A 24987-nucleotide genomic window follows, 5' to 3' on the forward strand; every position below is an offset into this window, starting at 1 on the left:
GATGAAACAATTTTTAATAATATTCTTATTAGTATCTACTAGTGTTTTTGCTCAAAAAATAGATTATAACACAAAAAAAGGAGCTGTTGCAAATGGTTACGATGTAGTTGCTTATTTTAATAATAAAGCTGTAAAAGGAAACAAAAAATTGGCAACAACTTACGATGGTGTTCAGTTTAGATTTTCTTCACCAGAAAACTTAGAAACCTTTAAAAAGAATCCGACAAAATATGTTCCTCAATATGGCGGATATTGTGCTTATGCTATTGGTTTAAAAGGTGAAAAAGTATCTATAAATCCTAAAACCTTTGAAATTAGAGATGGTAAATTATATTTGTTTTACAATTCTTGGGGAACCAATACTTTAGATCTCTGGTTAAAAGAAAATCCCAAAAAACTAAAGCATAAAGCTGATGAAAATTGGCAAAAAATCAAACATAAATAATCAAAGCGCTTTCTTTTAAAGCGCTTTTTTAATTCTTACATTTGTTAGGTAAAAACTAATCTATGAACAATTTTTCATTTTTCAACCGAGCAAATATTCAACAAGAATTACAAGAAACAGAATTCGATATATTGATTATCGGTGGAGGAATTACTGGAGCAGGAATTGCTTTAGACGCTGCCTCTAGAGGAATGAAAGTTGCTTTGGTTGAAAAAAATGATTTTGCTTCGGGAACTTCTAGTAAATCAACGAAACTAATTCATGGAGGCTTACGTTACTTAAAACAATTCGATTTTTGGTTAGTAAAAGAAGTAGGAACCGAGCGTGCTATTGTACATAAATTAGCCCCTCATTTGGTGATTCCTGAAAAAATGATTTTACCGCTTATTGAAGGTGGAACTTATGGTTCTTGGTTAACTTCTATCGGACTAAAAGTATATGATGTTTTAGCTTCTGTTGAAGGTGATGATAAGCGTAAAATGCTAGATAAAAACGAAGCATTAGAAAAAGAACCTTTATTACCAGAAAACATTTTAAACGGTGCTGGTTATTATGCAGAATACAGAACCGACGATGCTCGTTTAACTATTGAAATATTAAAAACCGCAAGTCAGTACGATGCACAAATCATCAACTATACAAAGGCAGAAGAGTTTATTTATGAAAACAAACGAATAGTTGGAGCAAAGGTTACTGATGAATTCACAAAAAACAGCTACAATATCAAGGCTAAATATGTGGTTAATGCTGCTGGACCTTGGGTAGATGAATTGCGTCAAATTAATAACTCTAAAATAGGAAAACGTTTACACTTAACTAAAGGAGTGCATTTGGTGGTTCCTCATGAAAAATTACCTGTAAAACAATCAGTTTATTTTGATATTCCTGATGGACGAATGATGTTTGCTATTCCTCGTGGAAAAGTAACTTATTTTGGAACTACAGATACCAACTATCAACAAGATAAAAACAATGTGGAAACTACTGTTGTAGATGCTTTATATTTAATTGAAGCGGTAAATAATATGTTTCCTGATATTACACTTACTTTAGAAGATATTGAATCTTCTTGGGCTGGTTTGCGTCCTTTAATTCATGAAGAAGGTAAATCGGCTTCAGAATTGTCTAGGAAAGATGAAATTTTTGTTTCTGATACTAAACTAATTTCTATTGCTGGAGGTAAATTAACTGGATACCGAAAAATGGCGGAAAGAATTGTTGATATCGTAGCTAAGAAAATGAAACGTCGATTTGAAACTGATTTTGATCCAATTCAAACAGAAGATATTATACTAAGCGGTGGTCCTTTTCAGAATTATAAATCAGTAAATTTATATAGTAACCAAGTTTATAAGCGAATCCAACCTTTTGGTTTATCTAAAAAAGATGCTAGTTATTTAGTACATAACTATGGAAAACAAACCGATATTATTTTAGACAAGTTTGATGAATTAGCTCTTGAAAATATTGAAGAGCGTTTATTAAAAGCTGAAGTTTGGTTTACCATTCGACATGAAATGACTTGTACTCCAACCGACTTTTTTATGAGACGTACAGGACGTTTATTCTTTGATAAACCAAGTGTAGATGCTCATAAAGATTTTGTGGTTTCAGAATTTAAAAATCATTTTAATTTAAGTGATGAAAAAACAGCTAGTCTAAATAAAGAACTCAACGAAAAAATTGCTTTTGCAATAGCTTTTAAAAAATAAAGAGATTGTCATTCTGAACGAAGTGAAAGAATCTTATGTTTAGTAAGTTTCTTTTCGAGATTACTTCGAAATTCTGTTATTTAGATTCCTATTTTCACAGGAATGACAGTTTCAGCGGAAATTCCGATGCAACTATATTGGGAATTCTTTCTGATTAAATTTCTCGTAATAACATTCACTTCAGTTTTAAACAACCTCCTTATTTTACTTAATAAGATACAGTAACCCTATGTTAAACGAATTAGAATAATACTGATCGTTTAAATACAATTCTCCATTAAAGTTTACAATAAAATATTTTTGTAACTGAAAGTTCACTTGCCCTCTAAATCTTGTAAAATACGTTGCATAACTATCGGAAAATACCATAGCATCTACAAAGGCAAATGTTTTATCCATATCAGTATTTAACTGATATTGTAAACCTCCTCCACCAAACAGTCGTTCTTTAACCATCCAATAAGGAAAACCTTGACGTAAATCGGCAGATCCAACACTATAAGTTCCTTCTAAAGCTGGACGAATTTGATGACTTCCGTAAGCAAATACAGGATAACTTAAAGACAATGTAGATGTTAAATTTTTTTCATTATCTGAATAATAATTTCCTTCTACATAAGCTATCGCATTCAACTTATTTTTAAAGTTCTTCTCTGCATAAATTCCTACTTTATTTTTATAAATATTCTTAGTGTAGGCAGCTCCGTTTTTTACAGGTGCTACTTCATATTCTGCAGAAATAAATGTATTATCTACGTTATAATTAACTCCTGCTCCTACATGATAAAAATAGTTTTCTCTGTCAGTTTCTAGTCGTGTTCTTGCATGATAATTTAATTTGTCATTTCCTCTACGAGAACTTTCAAATTTGTATTCAATACCATAAAGTTCTTTATCTACATTTTCTACTGAATTATTGCCTTGTAAAGCACTTACCGAAGTATTAGTTGCCGAAATACTGTGTACATTTAAATTATCGGTAACCATGCTATAAGTTGCCAATCGTTCGAAAGAAGCAATGTTATCTCTGTCGGTATTAATAACCGATGAAAATGTTATCGAATTTTTACCTTCTAAAATTAATACTCTTTCTATACTATCTCTTACTTTGGCAAATAAATAAATATCCTTAGCTTTTATAAATTCGTTTTGAAGTTTTTTGCTTTGTATAGTAAATTCATAATTCAACTGTTTTCTTAACGATTCATATTCTTTAGAATTTGAATTAATAGCAGAAGCTATTTTCCAAGCATTTAAAAAGTCTTTTCTTTCTAAATACATTTGACTCATTATTTTTTTAGCTAGATCATCTGTTGGATTTTTCGATATATATTCTTTAAAATAGGCATCTAACAAAGTATATTCTTTAGCTTCAAATAACCAATATAATTTAGTATCTATAGGTATTTCATCAGTAACATCTGACCAAGCCAACATTTTATCGTAATATTTTTTATCTTTAAAATACCATGTTATTTCCTTAGCTAGGGTAACATAGTCTTTTGATGGTTTTAGTCTATATAAAATCTGATCTTTATTAGGCACTTCACTCCATAAAACATAAGAAACATAATTTGTCTTATTTTCTGAAGTTGGGTTTAGTAACACTAATTCTTTCAACTTTTTAGAAATATCAGTTACATTTTTTTCTGAATTATACTTTTTAATATACTCTTTTATAAAACTGATTTTTAAATCTTTACTTGGTGCTAATTCAGTTTTACGAACTAACCACTTTCTTGAATCCTTCTCGTTGGTGTACCAAATTGTTTTTGCAGCTTCATCAGAAAAATTAGCAATCTCAAATTGTTTGTTTTCATTAAAATAAGTATCTAAATCATACCAAAATTGCTTTTCTTTTTGCTGCCAACTACAGTAAGTTACATACGTTTTCCAATCATCTTCATTATAATTATTACTAGTAAATAATTTAGTTCTTAATAAATTAGTTTTTTGTGCTAAGCTTAACTCTTTTTTAGCTTCTTTTTGGTCTACTTTTTTATTAAATAAAGCATCATAAGATGCTAAAACTTGATTTGTTAAAAACTTATTTCTTTGAGGTGATACCATAGGAATTGTAATTTTATTCTTTTGAGTCTTTACTCCTATTAAAACTCCGTTGTGTAACGGGATTTGATGGTATTGAATTTTATTCTTTTGTAAATAATCAATCACTTTTCCTTTTTGAAAACTTGATACATACACAAACCAATCTTGATTTTTATTTCTATTCAAATTAGTAACAGAATAGTAGTCTGAATTTACATCGTGTTTATAGCTATTTAATCGAATATCTGCTACTCTTCTACCCGCTTCCTTAACATCAGTATATTTTGTAAAAGGATATGTTTTTGAATGATTTTGAAGAATCTCATCAAAAGTTGGTAACATCCCTTTCAATCCTTTTTTATTATCCTTCTTCCAGTTAAGTTCTGGTTCGTTTCGGTAACTAAAACTTCCTCTCGTTTTACTATTACTTTCATCTGGAATTTGATATACATCATCTGGATGAATAAAATGCGACCAAATACCTGTAAACAAATATGTAGATTCTTTTAAATAACGTTTATCGCTGTCTAAATAATATCCAGAAGTAACTCTAGGAAATCCGAACATATTTTTAGCATAAGGTTCTGGTTCGTATTCTCTGTCACCTCCCATTTCCTTTTCACCAGTATACACACTACACATGTATTTTATTGATGGTAAGTTTGCTTTTAAAGCCTGTACACCTACTTTATCAATATGATTTGAAGGTGGAATATAAGACACCGGTAACTCTCCATAATTATTTAATTTCCATTTCTTTTTAACCGTTTTAAGTGCAAAGCCAATGGTTTCTTTACTCCAATCTTTTTCTAATAACGAAACGTGATTGTATCCATGAATCGCCAATTCATGGTTGTTAGCTAATAAATCTTTGGTAACAATATGCGGAACAGCCATATTGTTTTGTTTTGTACGTTCCCATTCTTTAAATGAAAAAGGTGGAATGGTATTTTCTTCATAATCAAAAATGATTGTTGCTGTGTACTTAATATCATGTTTTTTAGATAGCGAAACCATATCGGGCCACCAAATATTATTCACAAATTCTTGATTTGTTACGTTGTATTCAGACTTTATAGGTTCTTTCTTTAAATCGTATATCGGGCTTGGGAAATCATCTAAAAAAATAGTAGTTACGTTAGCTACAGGATACGGAACTCCTTCTAATGTTGATAATAATGATGTAAATAAAAGTCCACGTTCATACTTAGAGATTTCTATGCTAGAATTAAAGAAAATTACTTTTCCTAAACCTATACTGCTTTTTAAAATTACAGGATATTCTGTATCATTAACAGCAGTAATCATAACCTCAACATCATTATTAAAACTACTTTTATTAAACCCAAAATGAGCTCCTTTTTCGTAAAAATTAGTATTATCGGTATTAGGTATAAATTGGTTAGTTAATTTAAATCCTTTGGCATTGTTGTTATACGAATGTTCTTCCTCATTTGCTTTTAAACCTAATAAATAATTAAAATGAGTGTCGTAAACAATGTTTGTAACTACTAACGATCCTCCATTAGCTACAAATTCAATTAATTTTTTAATAGCAGGCTTCGATATTGTTACGGTTCTATCTATACAAATCGTTTTAACAGAAGTAGGAATTGAATATTCTTTATTATTAATGTTGTTTATTGAAATTGAAGAAAACGGTAGTTTGGTATAACTACATAATTGCCTTAAGTTTTTATAAACCGAATTGTCTTTTATATTATGTTCCTCAGATAAAAAACTCACCACTGGTTGCGATGTTTCTAAGAAAAAATTACTTGTAAAAAATTCATTTCCTGCTGAAGAATTATCAGACATTCTGTTTGTTAATTCTTCGTTTAATGATCCATAGTTCCCTGTAAACAAACTTATTACCAATATGATAATTGTTGTTTTTGCCGATAAAAATACCCTCTTCATGATTTCCTAGGTTTAAAAAAACATCTCGCTTATTTTGCTGCTGTTTTCCGTGTTAATGATTTCGTAAACTTTAAGCCTTGGGGTTTGGGTATACAATCTTATTTTGCGACCTCTCTTTTTTAATTCTGAAAGAAGATTCGCATTATTTTGGAGTTGGTTATTTGGAATTGAAATTCCGGTTCTTATTACATCTTTATCTATATCAGAAATTTCAAAAACAAATACTTTACTTGTTAAAATAATCTCTGGGTGAGCTTCTAAAAACGATTTGTTTTCTTTGTTTTTATGATATAAATAATCTCTTTCTAAGTACTCAGAATTAAACTCTGAATAATTAATAAAGTAATGTTTCTTGTTTCCTATTAGCGCTACCTTATTAGTATTTACCACAGAATAAGTAAATGGTAAATGCGTGGTAGTAATTTGGTTATATGCTTTTAGTATTTGTCTGTTCGTTTCGTTTGAAACTGGTGCGCTACTTACAATTTCTTGTTGAAAAAAAACTGTTGAAAATGCTATAGCAATGGCTAATACTCCGCTAAGTACTTTCGATACTTTTTTGTTTTTAAACGATAGTACTTTAATGATTTGAATACTGTTTAATGCTATAACTATCGGTGTTAAAACACTAAAAATTAGTAATAAAATATCTTTATCAATAAAATCGATATTGATAAAAAATAATATCACTACAGCTTCGTATAGCAACGAAAAAATAACCAATACTTTATTCTTTTGATTTTCAATTTTAGTACTTGATAATCCTATAATACTTAATAAAGCAGTGAGCTTAATAATAGTTTCATAAGGCACTAATAAATGTGATAAGTTAGAAAACTGATTTACTTGTAATAAGCTACTCTTTAAGAAGTAAAAAGCATTAAAAAACTCGTATTTATAAAACACAAAAAAGCTAAATAATAGCGTTAAACTACTTACTAAAACAGTAAATAATAACGTAACTTTTTCTTTTGTTTTTTTTATATAATTTAAAACTATAACAACACTTAATGCTACAAGAATTAAAATGAGTGTGTAAGAAAAGTTTAAAAGTAAACTACTTATTAAAACAATATTTAGGTATATTATTTTGCTTTTAAACGATTGTTTAAAACCTTGTTTGTTTATTAAAAAAACAATGGCTGGTAAAATTAAAATAAGTACAGAAAATATAAACTGATGCTTTAGTAAATAACCAATATTAATTGGTGTAAAAGTATAGCCCAAAGTGAAAATTAATGAAGCCATTATTGGCAACACCAATCCTGTTTTTTTACTTGCTTTTTTAACTACCCAAAAAATAAGAATACTTAATGCTGTAACTTGTATTAATCCAAACATTTGCAATGCGTTTTCTGGACTTATCTTAAAAGCATTACTAAACAAGTTTATAATGGCATAATGACCTATTTCAGAATAATCTGGACTAAACCAAACCTGGTTATTTAAGTCGTTAATCTTTATTAAATCTTCAAACCAAGTTTCTGAAAATAAGTAGATGTCATTTTTATAAAATTGTACTCTACTAAAAAATGTTATTAATACTATTATTGAAGTTATGCTAAAATCAGTAATCTCTTTTTTATTGAATTTAGAATCTTTATTTTTTTCTTTCAAATACGTTATTCTATCTGAACTTTCAACAAAAGCTATCACTTTTAAAAGAAGATAATTAAACTTCTCTTTTAACTCTTTATATATTCTTACAGGAGATTTATATTGGTTGTAATCAAATACAAAAAATATAAAAAGTAAAACAGTATAATTGAATATATTAAAATTATGAATTATGATTAACAGATACACAATTATTAAACTAACTGCTAAATATTTACTTAAATAGTACACTAAAAAATCGGAGAATAGTAACTCCTTTTTTTCTAGTTTTTTCTTAATAACATAGCATAACAAGATTATAATATATAACCTTAAAGAACTTGTGTATATGTTATTAAATAGCATCATAATTGCTGTTAATTAAATGTTGGTTTTTGTTGTAAATCTATTTGTCCTACAAAAAGAGACCATTTATATTTTTTTAGTTTCTTTTGAATTTTTTTATACATTTTTAAATCATTGGTATACTCAATAAGTAAAAACGGAATTTGATACTCTTCTTCTATTTTTTTTATAGACTTAATTAGTTTTCTTGACTCTTTTTCTTCTCGTAAACGATACCTTTTTTTAGAAAAATCGTAGTTAGTTATTACAGATTCTATTGCTATTGAATCAATAAAATCATGAGTAGTACTTACCATATCTAAGCCTGCATTTTGCATTAAATAAGCATTAGGAAAATTAGTAACTATTTTGGCTAAGAATATGTATAAGTGTTTCTTTAATTGCTTTTGTTTACCCCAAGTTCCATAATTGTCTATATTATCTAAAAACAATCCATCGAACCCTTTGGCTAGTTTCTTTTCAATATTTTTTAATAGAATATTTTGTAATCCTTCTTTACTTAAATCTAAAAAATAACTGTCCCAAATAGCATTTTTCCCTGGTAATACATAGTTCTTAGCTTCTTCATAGTATGATACATATTTATCTAATTCTCCTAAGCTTATATAGCATAATACTTTTTGATTATTCTCTTTTATTTTTAGTACTTCTTCTTTGGTATAGTATGCTTCTTCTAAGATTACATACTTGTAATTTTTTATCTCATCCACTGCGATTTTTCCGTAGCATAAAAACACATTCTCTACTGCATTAGCAAAACCTTTAGAAATAAAGAATATGGTTGCGAGTAATATGTAATTTTTAACATGAAGCATAGTAATAATAATCTACATTTTTAAATACTTTTATATTCTCTTTTAAACTTAGAGCCGTAAATACTACAGAACCTATTAACATACCATAAACACTATAATCGTAAGCTATTAATTTGCTTAAAATAAAGCCTATAATAATGTTTACAATAGTTGCTATAATTAACAATTGAAGTACTTTTTTTTGCTGTTTTAAAGTGATCAAATAGGAAGCATTTAACATACCCCAACACATAAAAAAATATCCTATAATTCCTGCTTGAGCTACTTGAGTATTGAGTGGATTTAAAGGAATCGTAAAAAAATGATTATACCCATATTCACCATAAATAAAATACTGAACTATTACAAAAATTGGAGCTGCAGTAATAAATAACAACGAAGTATTTTTTAAGTATAAATCGAATAGTTTTTCTGAATAATTAGATGAATTTATCAAACTTGTAGTGTGCTGTTCTTTGTTCAATAATTTTACAAAAGAAACACTACTGTATTCTAAAGATCCTGCTAATAAAAGGAAGAAAATTATAGCGATATCCATTCCTATTTCATAATCTTTTTCATAATAAATAGGAAAAAAGAAATTACTCACTTTATAAGAAGACCAAGCTAAAATCCTATCAATAAAAAAGTAAATATTAATAATTAAACCATATAAAAAGTAGTTGTAATTATTGTATAATAAAGCGCTTAGTTTGTAATCTTTTTTTTCATACTTAATATCTAATCTTTTAAAATAAAATAATAGAAATACTACGGTAATTACTATTGCTAACGAAAGTCCTAAAAAGTGAACTCCGTAAATATTTATACTCGTATATGTAAATAATAGTATACCGAAAAAAGTTGCTATTCCTGTAGAAATTAATATTAAAATTCGGGCTTTTAATACATGTAAAGGAGCGAATACTAGAAATAAAACACCAATTAAAAAAGCATAGATTGATGTTACCAACATCATACTATTCGGGAAAATAGAAAACAAAAAATTAACCGTTAAAAGAAACAGAATTCCCAAAGCAATACATAAAATCCCTTTTTTAAGAAGATAAAATGTTATTTGTTTTACCATCGCTAAATCTTCGCTATAGTAGTATGTTGAAATTTCTTTTCCTATAACTTTTATAAAACCTCCACTTAAAATCATTCCTAAAATAACTCCCAAAACTACTGCGGTGGACTGTACTTGATTAAAGCCTGTAAAAACATACAATGCAAATCCAAACAACACAATAGTTACTAATTGAATTGCTATTGCTAATAAATGAGAAGTACCTAAAACATAGTGTTTAAAAAACTGATATGCTTCATAAATAAAATCAGTTCTTTCTTCTTTTTGGTTACTTATAAATTCAATTTCTTTAGCATTTTTCACCTCTTTTTCTGAATTCGAAGTGAGCTTCGCAAATAACTTTTTAGCTAAATGTCTTATATTTTCTGTACCATAATCAGACTGTACATCTTTATCTCTAATACCAAAAGATTCTATAATAGCCACAACAGTATCAACAGAAACTGGTACACCAATTTTATGTTGAATTTGCTTTTGCAACAAGATTATATTTTTATTGGTATTTCTAGACATTACACAACTTTTAAATATTCGTAAACTCCTTTATTTAATGCTATTAATTCGTCATATTCATTTTGATAAGCCTTAATTATTTTGTCTATCGTAAAATGTTCTAAAACACGTTTTCTAGCATTTTCTCCCATTTTCTTTCGTAATTGTTCATTTTGAAGTAAAAAAACTACTTTACTTGCCAATGCTTTGTAATCTCTAGCTTTACAAACAAAACCAGTTTCTTTGGTAATAGCTTCTGCTACTCCACCAACATCGGTTGCAACAACAGGAATAGCACAACTCATAGATTCTATTACGGTATATGGAAAACCTTCGGAAATAGAAGTTAAGATAGAAATATCGCCCTCTAAAAAGGCTTTATTTGGCGCACTATGGTGGCCAGCTAAAACAAAGTTGTTCTCAAGATTAAACTCTTTAATTAACTCTTCACACTGTTGTGTATACTCAGGTTCGGCATTTTTATCACCATAAACTATAAACTGAATATTATTAATAGTTTGTTTAACCTCATTACATGTTTTAATCATCGTTACTATGTCTTTTAGAGCAAAAATTCTTGCTATAGCAACAACAGTTGGAATATTTTTAAGAGGAGTTGGTTTTTCTCCAGGAACAAATCGGTTTTCATCTATTCCGTTGTAAATAACTTTTGAATTTTCTTCTAAAACACCGTAACCAAACTCCCATTTTGTATTGAATTTACTTACCGATAAAACTTTATCTGATCGTGTATAAGCTAGTTTAGCAATGTTTTGAGAACATTTAATCATTAAACTTTTTAAGAAAAATGAAAAATAAGAACTGTTTACATAGATCATTTTTTCTCGGATAAAAATTCCGTGTTCGGTAGCAACAATAGCAGCACCGTGTTCTTTTTTAGCAATTAAAGCAGGAATAATAGGAAAACCAGTTAAAGTAATATGAGTAATGTCTACTTTAGGGACAGGTATAGAAAGCGTTAAAAGCACTCTATAAATCCATCGTAAACCAAAAGTTACATCGTTTAAATTAATTTTTTCTGATGACTCTAATGAAGTATTAGAAAGTAAAAGGTTTTTAAAAAATGAATAAACTATATGACTCGATAATGTAGTTTTAAAATCATACTTTTTAAAGTAAGAGTATAACTTATAAATTGATTTTTCTAATTGATTTAGATTACAATCATCACTTATTAAATTTTCTATAAAAACAGAAAAAGTATCGATAAATTTAGACTTAATTATCTTGGAAGAAGTAGCTAATTTTTTCTGTAAAATTTCTTCGTAGCTAACTCCATAATCTATAAAATCAAAAGGCTCATAAGGAGTCCATAAAGGAAGTTGAATTATTTCCTTTACATTGTTACTAACCTCATATTTTGGTTTTAATTCTAGGCTAGCATTTAGTGAATACAAATAAAAATCTGTTTCACTAACCATGTTGCATAAAGTATGCGTCCAGCTAGATACACCACCATAGTTATATGGATAAGTTCCTTCCGTTATAAGTAGTACTTTCTTATTCAAACTTTAAAATTTTAATAAGAAAGGGGATACTTTAAAATATTTAAAAGGGCAGGTTTACCCAAATGTAATAATATCTTACATCGCCTACAAGGGTGTTTTCCCCCTCATATGAAAATAATTTACCCTAATTTAAGATCCATAAGTATAGCAAAAGTTTCATTTACATCACGTTCTTTTACTACAATTGTCATTTCATGAGTAGTGGAAATAACTTCTTGTACTGCAATATTTGCCCAAGCAAATTGTTTTAAAATGAAATAGTAAATACCCGATTGTTCTAAATTTTCTTTCGGAAGTTTTATTGTTATTGAAGCTAAATCATTCACATTATTTATTAGCGTTTCTTTTTTAAAAATTTCTTCAACAAAAGGTTGTAAATTCTTACTGGTTACAATATTTGTTTCAAAAATTCCTTGAGAAACAGTTAAGAAATAATCATTGCTATCGGCAGATTTGCTTAAAATTTTAGCTATTTCTTTTAATAATGAAGGTGTATTTCTAAAAGTATAATCACATAGGTCTGAACGTACAATAACATCACCTAAATCTAATGCTAAACGCTTAATATTTTTACGAACTCTTAATTCATTGGCTGGAGATAACCTGTTAATAGCCATCATTACTGCACCTACTTTTACCTCTTTTTTTAATAATTTAGAAACTTCTGGTAATATTTCTCGTGCTAACGACGATACATTAATTAACTTTTCATTTAAAGCTTCTTCTATAAAAGGAGTTTTTCTAATGGTGATTTCTACAGCTTCTTGAATTGTTTTCATCTTAAAAGTATATAATATTTACATTTTGTTTAAATTTAAACAAAATGTAAATATACACTTATTTTAAGTTTAATTTTACTAAATATTTATTACTGTAATAAATTTAAAAAATATGTTTGAAAATTATTTTTTTAGATTAAATTTGTTTGCTAATGGATATTAATCCACTAGTTATTAAATCTTTAAGAAGCGTTAGAAAGAGTATAAAACTTCTCTTGTAGAAGACTTAATAGTTTATTTTTTCAAACAACTAATCTAATCTATTTGTTAACTTTAAAAACTCGTCTTTCGCTTCTTTTTTATCGTACAAAACATTGTATACTGCATCTATAATTGGAGTTTTTGCACCGTTTTTCTCATTGAGTTTATAAGCACTTTTTGTAGCGTAATATCCTTCGGCAACCATACTCATTTCAAACATGGCAGATTTTACAGTATATCCTTTACCAATCATATTACCAAACATTCTGTTTCTACTAAAAACCGAATATCCTGTAACCAATAAATCTCCTAAATAAGCCGAATTATTAATGTTACGTTTCATTTTATGTACTTTCTTAATAAAACGTTTCATTTCACGAATAGCATTACTCATTAATACCGATTGGAAATTATCTCCATATCCCAAACCATGAGCAATACCAGCAGCAATTGCATAAATATTCTTCAGCATTGCTGCATATTCGGTACCAATAATATCGTCTGATATTTTTGTTTTTATATACCTTCCTGCGATATACTTACTTAAGTCTTTTGCTTTTTCTTCATCTTGACAAGCAAGAGTTAAATATGAAAGACGCTCCATAGCAACTTCTTCTGCATGACACGGACCAGTAATTACCCCAATATTTTCAAAAGGAACATTATGAAGATCATGAAAATGCTCCCCAACGATTAATCCACTTTCTGGTACAATTCCTTTAATTGCTGAAAAAACAATTTTATTTTCTAAAGAAATAGTTAATTTTTCTAATTCAGTTTTTAAAAAAGCTGATGGAATTGCAAATATTAACACATCGTAATTATCAACAATATAATTCATATCATCAGATAGATCTAATTGCTCTGGGTGCAATTCAGCTGAACTTAAATAACTAGGATTATGTTTATTACGTTTTATATGTTCTATGGCATACACACTTCGCATATACCAACCTATAGTAGTTAAATTTTCTGATAACATTTTAACAATAGCAGTAGCCCAACTTCCTCCACCAAGAACCGCTATTTTTGGTTGTGTACTCATAGTTTGTTTGTTTGATATACAAAATTAAGAAAACTAAATTCGGTTTAAAACTTAAGGGTGTTATATTTGATAATTGAAAATTCATTTGAAATGAAAATTTATTGCTTTTGTCCTAAGTGTAAAAAAGAAACATCTATAAATTGTAAATATGAAACGAAAACCCGATTTCTTATGCATCAAGGAGAGGCTACCTTAATTATTTGTGATAATTGTATGGTGAAAACTAAGGTTGATAATAAAAATTTCTTTGCTAAAGAATCTAAAATTAGATTATTAATAGCTTTTTTAATTCTACTAGCTGGAACACCTTTAGTTTATTTTTTAATCAAAGATTATATATCTAATTCTTCTATCAAAATAATTGGTTTAATCGCTATACCTAGTTTTATTTATTCAATTTTTAGAAAAGAAGAACTTAACAGAGTAAGAACATTTAATAACGGATAATATGAACGTACAAATTATAAATAAATCAAAACATCAAATACCTGCTTACGAAACTGAAGGATCTGCAGGAATGGATTTACGCGCTAACATAGATGAAGCTATAGTTTTAAAACCATTAGAAAGAGCTATTATAAAAACAGGTTTATTTATTGCTTTACCTGTTGGATTTGAAGCACAAGTTCGTCCTCGTAGCGGACTCGCAGCCAAAAAAGGAATTACAGTTTTAAATGCTCCTGGTACTGTTGATGCTGATTATCGTGGTGAAATAGGGGTGATTTTAGTAAACCTTTCTAATGAAGATTTTACAATAAACGATGGAGAACGTATTGCACAATTAGTAATTGCAAAACACGAACGTGTAAATTGGCAAGAAGTAAGTATTTTAGATGAAACTGAACGTGGTGCAGGTGGATTTGGAAGCACGGGAGTTTAGCCTTTTGATTAACAGTTAAACATTTAATTTCTTAAATACTGATAAAGTATTTTTAATAATAATGTGACTATTTATTAGTAACTGTTTCTAAATATTGGATAGCAAAATTTTGTGTATCTTTTAAAGCATAATTAAAACAAATTACAATATGACAGCTAAAGAAAAATACCAATCAGTTTTAGATTTAGGACAAGAGTTAAACATACAAAATGGTGATGTACAGCATGAAGGAAATCTTTTAAAAGTTTTTGGAACTGCCAATACACAATACGAAAAAAACTTACTTTGGGATGAAATTAAAAAAGTAGGTGGTGATAACCCTACCGATATTATGGCAGATATTAAAGTTGCTGACGAAAGTGTTTTTCACAGACATACTGTAAAAAGTGGAGATACTTTAGGAAAAATAGCAAAGCACTATTATGGTGATGCCATGAAGTACAAAGAAATTTTTGAGGCAAATACGAACATCTTAAAAAATCCAGATGTAATTCATCCAGATCAAGAGTTAGTAATTCCTAACTTATAAAAGTAAATTTTTACTTACAAAAAACACCTCATTAATATAAAGCTAATGAGGTGTTTTTTATTCTACTTTTTATAAATTTCTTTACCGTTAAACACAGTTAAAACTACTTTGGTTGTATTAATTTTATTGGGTGTAATTTCAAAAATATCTTTATCTACTACAACAAAGTCTGCTAATTTTCCTGCTTCTAAAGAACCAACTTTAGTTTCTTGTCTCATTGTATAGGCTCCATTTATCGTATATGCTTTAATAGCTTCTTCTAAAGAAATGTTTTGAGGCGATCGAGTTACAGCATTTTGAATTCCTACAAAAGGATTAAGAGTACTTACATTCCAATCGCTACTTAAAGTAACTCTAACTCCAGCGTCTTGTAAAGATTTAATTGGTATTAAATTTTGTGCTAAAGTATTTCCTACTAAATCAGCATTTTCGTGCCAATGATTTGGTTTTGTAAAATCTCCTGCTACTTGTGCATCAGCAGTTACATTAAGTGTCTTAAACCGACTGATATCAGATTGATCAATCATTTCAACATGAGTTAAACGATGTCTCCCATTCGATGTTCCTATTTTTTCAATAGCATTTAATGCTTCATGAACTCCTCTGTTTCCTATCGCATGAATATGAAAATCGAATCCTACTGATGCTAATTCTTGAATATATTTTGCAATTCTATTTTCTGAAAAATAATTCAATCCGTTATTAGTTGGTAGCTCAAAATAATCTTCAAGATAGTTCGTATGTAAAGCTGCTGTTGTATTATGTGTTATTCCATCTGAATACAATTTTATTTGATTAATTTTTAATAAACTGTTTTCATCATTGGAAAATAAACTTTTTAAAACTGCTATTTGATTTATATCATCTTCTGCTGGATATGCCCATAAACCAAGATTAAATCGTGCTGTTAATTTTCCATCTTTTTCTAAATCTTTCCATGTTAAATGTTGCTCTCTTTTCCAATATGTTCTAGCATCTGATACCGAAGTAATTCCGTTTTTTGCTAATTTTGGCAATACATAATTTACCATTCCATCGTACTCTCCATTGGCATCATTTAGTGATGATATTGCTTGTTGAAAAACTATATCTCCTGCATTATCTATTAAAATTCCATTAAGTTCTCCATTATCTTTCATAATAATTCCTCCTTGAGGGTTTGAAGAATTTTTAGTGATTCCTGCTAGTTCTAAAGCTTTAGAATTTACCCACATAGAATGTGATGTTTGTTCCATAATAATTACTGGTCTGTCTGAGACAGCATCATCAATAATTTCTAACGGATTTCTTTGTGCATCGAATAACGTATTTATGGAATGACCAAAACCTATTAACCATTCAACATCTGGGTTATTTCTGGCGGCTTTTTTTATAGTGGCTATATAGTTTTCGGCATCGGTTTCTGCTTCATCTAACTCAAAAGAAGTTGTGGTAGCTCCTACTTCCATAGGGTGCATATGAACATCGTGAAAACCTGGTAATACTAATTTTCCTTTTAAATTAATTCTTTGTGCATTCTTTTCAACCTTTTGTTCTGCTTCTGAATTACTTCCTATAAAAACAATTTTATTCTCTTTTATAATCATTGCTTCTGCCCAAGGGATATTAAGATTTACTGTATAAATTTTAGCATTGTAATACAGTTTTTGATTGCTTGAAATTATAGGTACAACTTCTTTACTACTACAAGCTTTAGAGGTTAATACAATACTTAATAAGATTATTAATAGTTTCATTTTTTTCATTTTAAAACTGATGTTTAATCAGCCTTTTAAGGGAATATAAATTTCTGTTTCAAAATCGTTTTCATGTTCTGTATTTCCTTCGTGTTTTTTATAAATTTCTATAAATGGCTTTTCTGATAATTCTTTATTTGTAGAAAATAACCATTTACTAAAAATTTTATCATACGTTTTTGAAATACTTGCATACGATCCTATATGTGTAAATACTGCGTATTCTTGCTGTGGAATTGTTTTTACTTTGAATTTTTTATTAGGTATTGTAAGTTCATCATCTATTACAATACACGCATCGTAATCGTATTGAATAGTTTCTGATAAAATTGGTTCATCCCAAATAATACCAAAACATTCGCTATTTTTTACATTAACATTTAATTGTTCTGCTTCTTCTAAAAATAAATTCCAAAGTGTATCTAACTTATTACTATAATAGTCTCCTTTAAAGGTAGTAAACAGTACTTTTTTTTGTGGTAAAACAGTAATTTTTTCTTCAAAAAAAGGCATGCTTTCTAATTTATTAATTGGCTCTTTTTGAAATAATTCTTCTTTTTTATTTCTATACATTGCAGGCGAAATTCCGAAGTGTTTTTTAAATGCTTTACTAAAAGTATATACATCTGCATAACCTATTGATTCTGCTATAATTTTAATTTCTTCATTAGAATACATTAACATTTTAGCTCCGTTTTCTACCTTAATTCTACTTAAATAAGCTCCTATAGTTTCGTTATAGTTTGCTTTGAATACACGCTGTAAATTTCGGTACGAAAAATTAGATAACTCTTCTAATTCTTTAATTGAAATCTTAGCATTGTATTGGGTCCTTAAATAGGAAACTACTTGTTGTAACCGGTTTTTATAGAATTCTTTAGTTTCCATATTGCAAATGTATAACGAGCTAACTGTTTTACTTTTGTCTTAAATTGACAAGCTTTAAAATACGAAAAAAGCTGTTGATAAATCAACAGCTTTTAAATAGTAATAGTTTGAACCTCTAATTTAAACTTAGATACTTAATCTTGATTTTCAATAGCTTCTTTAATCTTGTTTTCTAGTTCTTCCATTAACTCAGGGTTGTCTTTAATAATTCCTTTTACAGAATCTCTACCCTGTCCTAGTTTAGTATCTCCATAACTAAACCAAGAACCACTTTTCTTTATAATTCCGTATTCTACACCAATATCTAATACCTCTCCTACTTTAGAAATACCAGCTCCGTACATAATATCAAATTCTGCTAATTGGAATGGTGGTGCAACTTTATTTTTTACAATCTTAACTTTGGTACTGTTACCAACTACTCTATCGCCATCTTTAATTTGTGTTCTACGACGAATATCTAAACGAACTGAAGCATAGAATTTTAATGCATTACCACCCGTTGTAGTTTCTGGGTTACCAAACATTACTCCAATTTTTTCACGTAATTGGTTAATAAATATAACTGTACAGTTTGTTTTACTAATTGTTGCTGTTAACTTACGTAGTGCTTGTGACATTAAACGAGCATGAAGTCCCATTTTAGAATCTCCCATTTCTCCTTCAATCTCAGATTTTGGTGTTAATGCAGCAACCGAGTCAATTACAACAATATCAATTGCTCCTGAACGAATTAAGTTATCAGCAATTTCTAAAGCTTGCTCACCATGATCTGGTTGAGAGATAATTAAGTTATCAACATCTACTCCTAAGCTTTCTGCATAAAAACGATCAAACGCATGTTCTGCATCAATAAAAGCAGCAATACCTCCTGCTTTTTGTGCCTCTGCAATTGCATGTATTGTTAAGGTAGTTTTACCTGATGATTCTGGTCCGTAAATTTCAATAATTCTACCACGAGGATATCCTCCTACACCTAAAGCTAAATCTAGTCCTAAAGATCCAGAAGAAATAGCATCTACATCATCTACTTGGGTATCACCCAACTTCATTACTGTTCCTTTTCCGTAAGTTTTATCTAGCTTATCTAACGTAAGTTGAAGCGCTTTTAGTTTCGCTTCTTTTTCTTTATCTGCTGCCATAAATCGTGCTAATTATTTTATAAAATAAGAGTTGCTAAGTTATGAAAAACTGATGGTAATTTACTAGCTTTTTACGAATCAATATTAGTAATTTTGAAGTTCTTATTTTTTATCAATGCAAACCCATCGTCATTTTATTATTTACAAACCTTATGGTTTTCTTTCTCAGTTTATTACCAATCAAAAAAAGGTAAAACATAAATTGTTAGGAGAATTAAATTTTGATTTTCCTGAAGGAACCATGGCAATTGGTAGATTAGACGTAAAATCTGAAGGTTTATTATTGTTAACTACCAACGGAAAAGTAAGTGATTTTATTACTACAAGAGGAAAGGTAGAAAAGGAATATTACGTACAGGTAAACGGACAGATTACAGAAAAGGAAATCAATCAACTTAAAAATGGAGTTGAAATTGGTTTTGATGGTAAAAAATATACGACCAAACCTTGTAAAGTTCGTTTAATTGAAACGCCTGATTTACCTACTCGTTCTAAAAAAATTAGAGACGATCGTCACGGACCAACTTCTTGGGTTTCAATTACCTTAACTGAAGGTAAATTTAGACAGGTTCGTAAAATGACATCGGCAGTAGGTTTTCCAACACTTCGTTTAGTTCGTATTCGTGTTGGGAATATTTTGTTAGGAAAAATGCAGTCTGGAGATGTTATTGAGGTTGAAAAATTAGTTTAACTTCTCACCATTTTAATATGCGGAATTCCATCTTCTAAATACTCCTCTCCTATTTTTATAAATCCGTGAGACTTGTAAAATTTCTTTAAATAGACTTGTGCAGAAATCGTAATTTTTGAAGTTTTATAATTATCAACAATAGCATTGATAGAAGCTTTTATTAAATCGTGACCGTAACCAAATTTACGTTCAGTATCTTTTACTACTACTCTACCAATACTTGGAGTTTCGAAATAATCTCCACTATTAAATAAACGTGTATAGGCTACAATTTTTCCTTCTTTATTCCCTATAACATGTAAAGCTTTTTGGTCCTTTCCATCAATATCTTGATATACACAATCTTGCTCTACAACAAAAACTTCAGAACGTAATTGAAGAATTTCATACAATTCTGAAGTTGTTAATTCTTGAAATGTTTTTACTATAAAGTTCATTAACAATTACACGGTATTTTATTAACTCTATTGGTATGACGCCCTCCTTCAAACTCGGTAGTTAAAAATAGTTGCACAAAACCTAAAGCTTGTTGTAAAGACACAAAACGAGCAGGTATTGTCAAAATATTAGCATCGTTGTGTTGACGTGTTAAAGCTACCAATTCGTTATTCCAACATAAAGCAGCTCTAATTCCTTGGTGTTTGTTAGCCGTCATTTGTGCACCATTACCACTTCCACATAAAATAATACCCATTTCTGCTTGACCAATTTCAACAGCTTCAGCAGTTGGATGAATAGCATCTGGAAAATCCATACTATCATTTGTATTTGTTCCAAAGTTGATTACTTTATGTCCTAACTCTTCTAAAAGTTTAATGATTTCAAACTTGTATTCGGTACCCGCGTGATCGTTACCAATAGCAATTGTCATAATTTGTTGATTTTAATTTAGTTGTGTTTCACAAAAATACCACTATTAACGGTTATCAACAGTAATTAACAATGCTTTTTTTAGGAATCTTAATAACTCACTGTAAATTAACGTATTGCAGTAATTAAATAAATTGTTAAGAACTAATAGGATGTTTTTAAAAATATATTTGACTTTTTACAAAAAATTTACAATACAAGAACTAAAGTTAATTATGCAACTTTTTTTTTGAGTTTTTAATGAACATTTATCAACAGTAATTTTACAGTTTATTTACAGTAAAAATGAAATTAACTATTCATAAAATTACGTGAATTACTGTTTATAAGTTTTGTTAATAACTATAAAATATAATTGATTTTTAATCATTTAGTATATGAATAACTTGTTTATGGTTTTTAATAAATGACAAAAACAAAAATTAATTATAAAACTTACACTACATATTCACAAGCTATAATAACAATCATTTCTTTTTTTAAATTTTTAAAATATCTTTTTATAATAATATTAAGTGTTGATAACTGTTTATAAACTCAGCTTAATTTAAAATTGAATTCTAAATAATAGAATAAAACTAATAACTAGTATCTGTAAATGGAATGTGATAAGATAAAGGTAAATGCGTTTTAAGGCTGTTTATACGGCTTTCTTTTCGCTTTTTAAAAGATAAGTAGAGTCTTGGACTACTTTTAATGAATCTTCCTTAGGTTGCTCTTTTTTTAAGGTACTGTTTATACTTACTACAGTAACTATAATTCCTGTAATAAATATACCTATAAAAAGTGCTATTATTTTACGTAAGTTCTTCATTATTAGTAAGCCTTCTTATAGTAAAGACGAACTATTTTAACAAACGTTACATTTTTATTAAGATTTTTTTAACTATTTCTAGGTAATTGAGTTGTTTTTTAGTTTTGAATTGAAGATGTTTATGTAGGAACAACAAAGTTTATAGCTTTAGATATGATTGATACTTTTACCATTCCTGTGTTTATTAACTCTCCATCTGCTTGAATATAAGTAGGTTGTTTACCTTTGGTAGGAGTTATTAACAATGAATTTGTTTTGGTAGTAACTACTTTAGTATGTTTTAAGATAGCTCCCGAGTACAATCCTTTCAAATTAAATATTAAATCGAAGAAAGTTAAGTTTTTAGCAATGGTTATATCAAATAAGCCGTCGTTAGATTTTTTATAATCAGTGAGTTGCATTCCACCGGCAGAATATTTACAAATACCAAACAATGTCATTAAACATTTAGTTTCAATTTTTTCATTGTTAACATCAATTGTAAAATGTGTTTTTTTATAGAAGAATAATCCAGCTACACCACTTAAAAGATAAGCTATAGGACCAAAACGCTTTAAATTATTCAACTTGTTAACAACATATCCGTCATAACCAATACCGGCAACGTTATTAAAGAAATTTATTTGGTTGTTTTGAGTTTCTAACTTACCAATATCTTGTAAAATAGTTTGGTTATTAACAATATTAGTTATTGCTTTTTCTATATTATTAGGTTGAATTCCGTAGGTCTTTACCCAATCATTTCCAGTACCTATAGGTATTACGGCAACTGTAATTTCTTTTGAATTTGCATAGTTCTGAGTCATTACTCCGTTAATAACGTGATGTAAAGTTCCATCGCCACCAACAGAAATAATTTTAGTAAAACCTTGTTGAATTGCTTTATGAACTAATTCAATTTCATGTTTATGGTACGCTGTTTGTTTATAACTGAAAGAAATTTCATTTTTATTTAATTCTTGCTGAATTTCATTCCAAATAGCTTTGAAATTTCCGTTTCCAGCCTTAGGATTTACAACAACAAACCATGAATTATTCATACTAAAGAAATTTTTAAGGACGGGAAATGTACGAAAATAGATTTGATAAAGAATATTTAATAAACAACGCTAAAATTATTCGTACTTTGTCAACAATTATTATTGAAGAACGATTTTATGACTAGAAAGAAAAAAATTTACAAAAAGAAAGGAAAGATCATTAAAGATTTAACCCGCAACATTTTTAAAATTCTTAACGAAGACTCCAATAAATCTTACAACTACAAACAAATTGCCTCTAGAATGGGAATTTCTGATACTGACGGAAAAACCCAAATTCTAAAAAAATTAGTTGAACTTACAGGAACCAAAAAAGTTATTGAAACCGATAGAGGTAAATATCAAATTAATGAAGATAGAAATTATCATATTGGTATACTAGATGTTACCTCAAATGGTAATGCTTATTTTATTTGTGACGATTTTGAAGAAGATATTTTTGTTCATTCTGTGAATTTAAACAAAGGTTTACATGACGATACTGTAAAAGCCTATGTCTACACAAAAAGAAGAAGTAAAAAGTTAGAAGCCGATGTAGTTGAAGTTATCAATAGAGCAAAACAAGAATTTGTTGGTAGACTACAAATGAGCAAAAACTTTGGTTTTGTATTGCCTAATAGCAATAAGATGTATGCTGATATTTTTATAGCTAAAAGTAAGTTAGGAGATGCAGAACACGGAGATATGGTATTGGCTAAAATTACCGATTGGCCCGATAATTCTAAGAATCCTTTTGGAAAGATCGTACAAGTCTTAGGAAAACCAGGAGAACACAATACAGAGATTCATTCAATTTTATTAGAATATGGTCTTCCGTATGAATTTCCTAAAGAAATTGAAGAAGAAGCTTCACAATTACCTATTGAAATTACTGAAGAAGAAATCGCTAAACGTAGAGATATGCGTGCTGATTTAACCTTTACAATAGATCCTAAAGATGCAAAAGATTTTGATGATGCTTTGTCTTTTACCAAATTAGAAAATGGTAATTACGAAATAGGAATTCATATTGCTGATGTATCTCATTACGTACAACCAAAAACTAAGTTAGATGATGAAGCTTATGATAGAGCAACATCGGTTTATTTGGTAGACAGAGTTGTACCTATGTTACCAGAAATGTTAAGTAACGGAGTATGTTCTTTAAGACCAGAAGAAGAAAAATTAACCTTTTCTGCTGTTTTCGAAATGAACGAAAAAGCTCAGATTATTAACAAATGGTTTGGTAGAACTGTAACGTATTCAGACAAGCGATTTGCTTATGAAGAAGCACAAGCAATCATAGAAACTAAAAAGAATGTAATTCCAAAAGAAGTTTCATTAACAGGAGAAAGTTATGAAGTTGCCGAAGACATTGTTGAAGCTACCTTAAAATTAGATGAATTAGCTAAAAAACTTCGTAAGAAACGTATGAGAGCAGGAGCAATTTCATTTGATAGAGTTGAAGTAAAATTCAATTTAGATGAAGATGCAAACCCAACAGGAGTATACTTTAAAGAAGCTAAAGACGCTAATAAACTAATTGAAGAATTTATGTTATTAGCTAACAGAAAGGTAGCTGAGTTTGTAGGTTTATCTGAAGGGAAACCAAGTAAGAATACATTTATTTACAGAGTTCATGACGAACCAGATGTAGATAAATTAGCATCGTTACAAAACATTGTTAGTAAATTTGGATATAAAATAAATACTGAAACTCGAGAAAAAACTACTTCAAGTTTAAACAAATTACTTTCTGATGTTCATGGTAAAGGAGAAGCTAATATGGTAGAAACATTAGCAATTCGATCGATGAGTAAAGCTGAGTATACAACTCAAAATATTGGTCACTACGGATTAGCATTCGATTATTATTCACATTTTACATCGCCAATTAGACGTTATCCAGATGTGATGACACATCGTTTACTACAACACTATTTAGATGGCGGTAAATCGCCTAAAATGGAAGTGTATGAAGAAAAGTGTAAACATTCATCTAAAATGGAAGAATTAGCTTCTAAAGCCGAAAGAGATTCTATTAAGTACATGCAAGTAAAATATATGCAAGATCATAAAGATGAAGAGTTTGAAGGTGTTGTATCTGGTGTTACTGAATGGGGAATTTATGTAGAAATTAAAACCAACAAGTGCGAAGGAATGGTTCGTATTCGAGATATTAAAGATGATTACTACATTTTTGATGAAAAACAATATGCTGTTGTTGGTCAATCAACCCAAAATATAATTCAGTTAGGTGATGAAGTTGTAGTTAAGGTAAAACATACCGATTTAGAACGTAAGCATCTCGATTTTGATTTAATTTCTCATTAAAAATTAACTAATCTGCCACAATAAAAAATAAAAAACGTCTTTATAGTAATGGTATAACTATTGTTA

At 28.8% G+C, this 24987-nt stretch carries 21 protein-coding genes; 7 read left to right on the plus strand and 14 right to left on the minus strand.

Annotated features, from left to right (window positions below; genetic code table 11):
- Position 1 precedes the first annotated feature (1 nt).
- Together WH52_RS04925 and WH52_RS04930 are read left to right on the plus strand one after the other, a co-directional pair.
- Positions 2 to 445, plus strand: coding sequence for a YHS domain-containing (seleno)protein (locus tag WH52_RS04925; RefSeq protein ID WP_086029821.1), 444 nt, complete (start codon positions 2 to 4; stop codon positions 443 to 445).
- Between the two features lie 62 nt (positions 446 to 507).
- Entirely contained in the window at positions 508 to 2157 is a 1650-nt protein-coding gene (locus WH52_RS04930) for a glycerol-3-phosphate dehydrogenase/oxidase (RefSeq protein WP_086029822.1), read from the plus strand.
- Between the two features lie 204 nt (positions 2158 to 2361).
- On the opposite strand, the gene WH52_RS04935 is transcribed toward WH52_RS04930, so the two are convergent.
- From WH52_RS04935 to WH52_RS04965, 7 genes are all read right to left on the minus strand, one after another.
- Complete coding sequence (locus tag WH52_RS04935) at positions 2362 to 6126, minus strand: DUF2194 domain-containing protein (protein WP_086029823.1); 3765 nt, start codon at positions 6124 to 6126, stop codon at positions 2362 to 2364.
- 12 nt (positions 6127 to 6138) lie between these two features.
- Complete coding sequence (locus WH52_RS04940; protein WP_143592058.1) at positions 6139 to 7782, minus strand: hypothetical protein; 1644 nt, start codon at positions 7780 to 7782, stop codon at positions 6139 to 6141.
- 317 nt (positions 7783 to 8099) lie between these two features.
- Complete coding sequence (locus WH52_RS04945) at positions 8100 to 8903, minus strand: endo alpha-1,4 polygalactosaminidase (RefSeq protein WP_086029825.1); 804 nt, start codon at positions 8901 to 8903, stop codon at positions 8100 to 8102.
- The gene (locus WH52_RS04950; RefSeq protein WP_086029826.1) at positions 8890 to 10485 is read right to left on the minus strand and encodes a hypothetical protein; all 1596 of its coding nucleotides are present in this window, start codon (positions 10483 to 10485) and stop codon (positions 8890 to 8892) included. Before WH52_RS04950 ends, WH52_RS04945 begins: the two co-directional genes overlap by 14 nt.
- Positions 10485 to 11993, minus strand: a complete 1509-nt coding sequence (pelF, locus tag WH52_RS04955) for a GT4 family glycosyltransferase PelF (protein ID WP_198938375.1) — start codon at positions 11991 to 11993, stop codon at positions 10485 to 10487. Before pelF ends, WH52_RS04950 begins: the two co-directional genes overlap by 1 nt.
- Positions 11994 to 12112: 119 nt before the next feature.
- Positions 12113 to 12772, minus strand: a complete 660-nt coding sequence (locus WH52_RS04960) for a hypothetical protein (RefSeq protein ID WP_086029827.1) — start codon at positions 12770 to 12772, stop codon at positions 12113 to 12115.
- Between the two features lie 250 nt (positions 12773 to 13022).
- The gene (locus WH52_RS04965; RefSeq protein ID WP_086029828.1) at positions 13023 to 14018 is read right to left on the minus strand and encodes an NAD(P)H-dependent glycerol-3-phosphate dehydrogenase; all 996 of its coding nucleotides are present in this window, start codon (positions 14016 to 14018) and stop codon (positions 13023 to 13025) included.
- Between the two features lie 171 nt (positions 14019 to 14189).
- On the opposite strand from WH52_RS04965, the gene WH52_RS04970 reads away from it, so the two are divergent.
- From WH52_RS04970 to WH52_RS04980, 3 genes are all read left to right on the plus strand, one after another.
- The gene (locus WH52_RS04970) at positions 14190 to 14465 is read left to right on the plus strand and encodes a hypothetical protein (RefSeq protein ID WP_143592059.1); all 276 of its coding nucleotides are present in this window, start codon (positions 14190 to 14192) and stop codon (positions 14463 to 14465) included.
- Between the two features lies 1 nt (position 14466).
- Entirely contained in the window at positions 14467 to 14898 is a 432-nt protein-coding gene (dut, locus tag WH52_RS04975; protein ID WP_086029830.1) for a dUTP diphosphatase, read from the plus strand.
- A 148-nt stretch (positions 14899 to 15046) separates the two neighbouring features.
- Positions 15047 to 15427, plus strand: coding sequence for a LysM peptidoglycan-binding domain-containing protein (locus WH52_RS04980; protein WP_086029831.1), 381 nt, complete (start codon positions 15047 to 15049; stop codon positions 15425 to 15427).
- Positions 15428 to 15489: 62 nt separating this feature from the next.
- On the opposite strand, the gene WH52_RS04985 is transcribed toward WH52_RS04980, so the two are convergent.
- The 3 genes from WH52_RS04985 to recA form a co-directional block, all read right to left on the minus strand.
- Positions 15490 to 17163 carry an amidohydrolase gene (locus tag WH52_RS04985; RefSeq protein ID WP_198938377.1) on the minus strand — a complete coding sequence of 558 codons (1674 nt, stop codon included), beginning with the start codon at positions 17161 to 17163 and terminating at the stop codon, positions 15490 to 15492.
- Positions 17164 to 17190: 27 nt separating this feature from the next.
- The gene (locus WH52_RS04990; protein ID WP_086029833.1) at positions 17191 to 18051 is read right to left on the minus strand and encodes an AraC family transcriptional regulator; all 861 of its coding nucleotides are present in this window, start codon (positions 18049 to 18051) and stop codon (positions 17191 to 17193) included.
- A 134-nt stretch (positions 18052 to 18185) separates the two neighbouring features.
- On the minus strand, positions 18186 to 19193 hold the full coding sequence (recA, locus tag WH52_RS04995; RefSeq protein ID WP_086029834.1) for a recombinase RecA: 1008 nt from the start codon (positions 19191 to 19193) through the stop codon (positions 18186 to 18188).
- 115 nt (positions 19194 to 19308) lie between these two features.
- On the opposite strand from recA, the gene WH52_RS05000 reads away from it, so the two are divergent.
- Positions 19309 to 19884: a pseudouridine synthase gene (locus tag WH52_RS05000; RefSeq protein WP_086029835.1), complete on the plus strand. Its 576-nt coding sequence runs from the start codon at positions 19309 to 19311 to the stop codon at positions 19882 to 19884.
- Here WH52_RS05000 and WH52_RS05005 read toward each other — a convergent pair.
- The 4 genes from WH52_RS05005 to WH52_RS05015 form a co-directional block, all read right to left on the minus strand.
- Positions 19881 to 20321, minus strand: coding sequence for a GNAT family N-acetyltransferase (locus WH52_RS05005; protein WP_086029836.1), 441 nt, complete (start codon positions 20319 to 20321; stop codon positions 19881 to 19883). The genes WH52_RS05000 and WH52_RS05005 overlap by 4 nt on opposite strands.
- Complete coding sequence (gene rpiB / locus WH52_RS05010; protein ID WP_086029837.1) at positions 20321 to 20755, minus strand: ribose 5-phosphate isomerase B; 435 nt, start codon at positions 20753 to 20755, stop codon at positions 20321 to 20323. Before rpiB ends, WH52_RS05005 begins: the two co-directional genes overlap by 1 nt.
- Before the next feature lie 639 nt (positions 20756 to 21394).
- Positions 21395 to 21568 carry a hypothetical protein gene (locus WH52_RS14865; RefSeq protein WP_158091353.1) on the minus strand — a complete coding sequence of 58 codons (174 nt, stop codon included), beginning with the start codon at positions 21566 to 21568 and terminating at the stop codon, positions 21395 to 21397.
- A 119-nt stretch (positions 21569 to 21687) separates the two neighbouring features.
- Positions 21688 to 22608: a diacylglycerol/lipid kinase family protein gene (locus tag WH52_RS05015; protein ID WP_086029838.1), complete on the minus strand. Its 921-nt coding sequence runs from the start codon at positions 22606 to 22608 to the stop codon at positions 21688 to 21690.
- 117 nt (positions 22609 to 22725) lie between these two features.
- On the opposite strand from WH52_RS05015, the gene rnr reads away from it, so the two are divergent.
- Positions 22726 to 24921, plus strand: coding sequence for a ribonuclease R (rnr, locus tag WH52_RS05020; protein ID WP_086029839.1), 2196 nt, complete (start codon positions 22726 to 22728; stop codon positions 24919 to 24921).
- Positions 24922 to 24987: the final 66 nt, after the last annotated feature.

Origin of the sequence: Tenacibaculum holothuriorum, assembly GCF_002120225.1 — a bacterium.
GTDB lineage: Bacteria > Bacteroidota > Bacteroidia > Flavobacteriales > Flavobacteriaceae > Polaribacter > Polaribacter holothuriorum.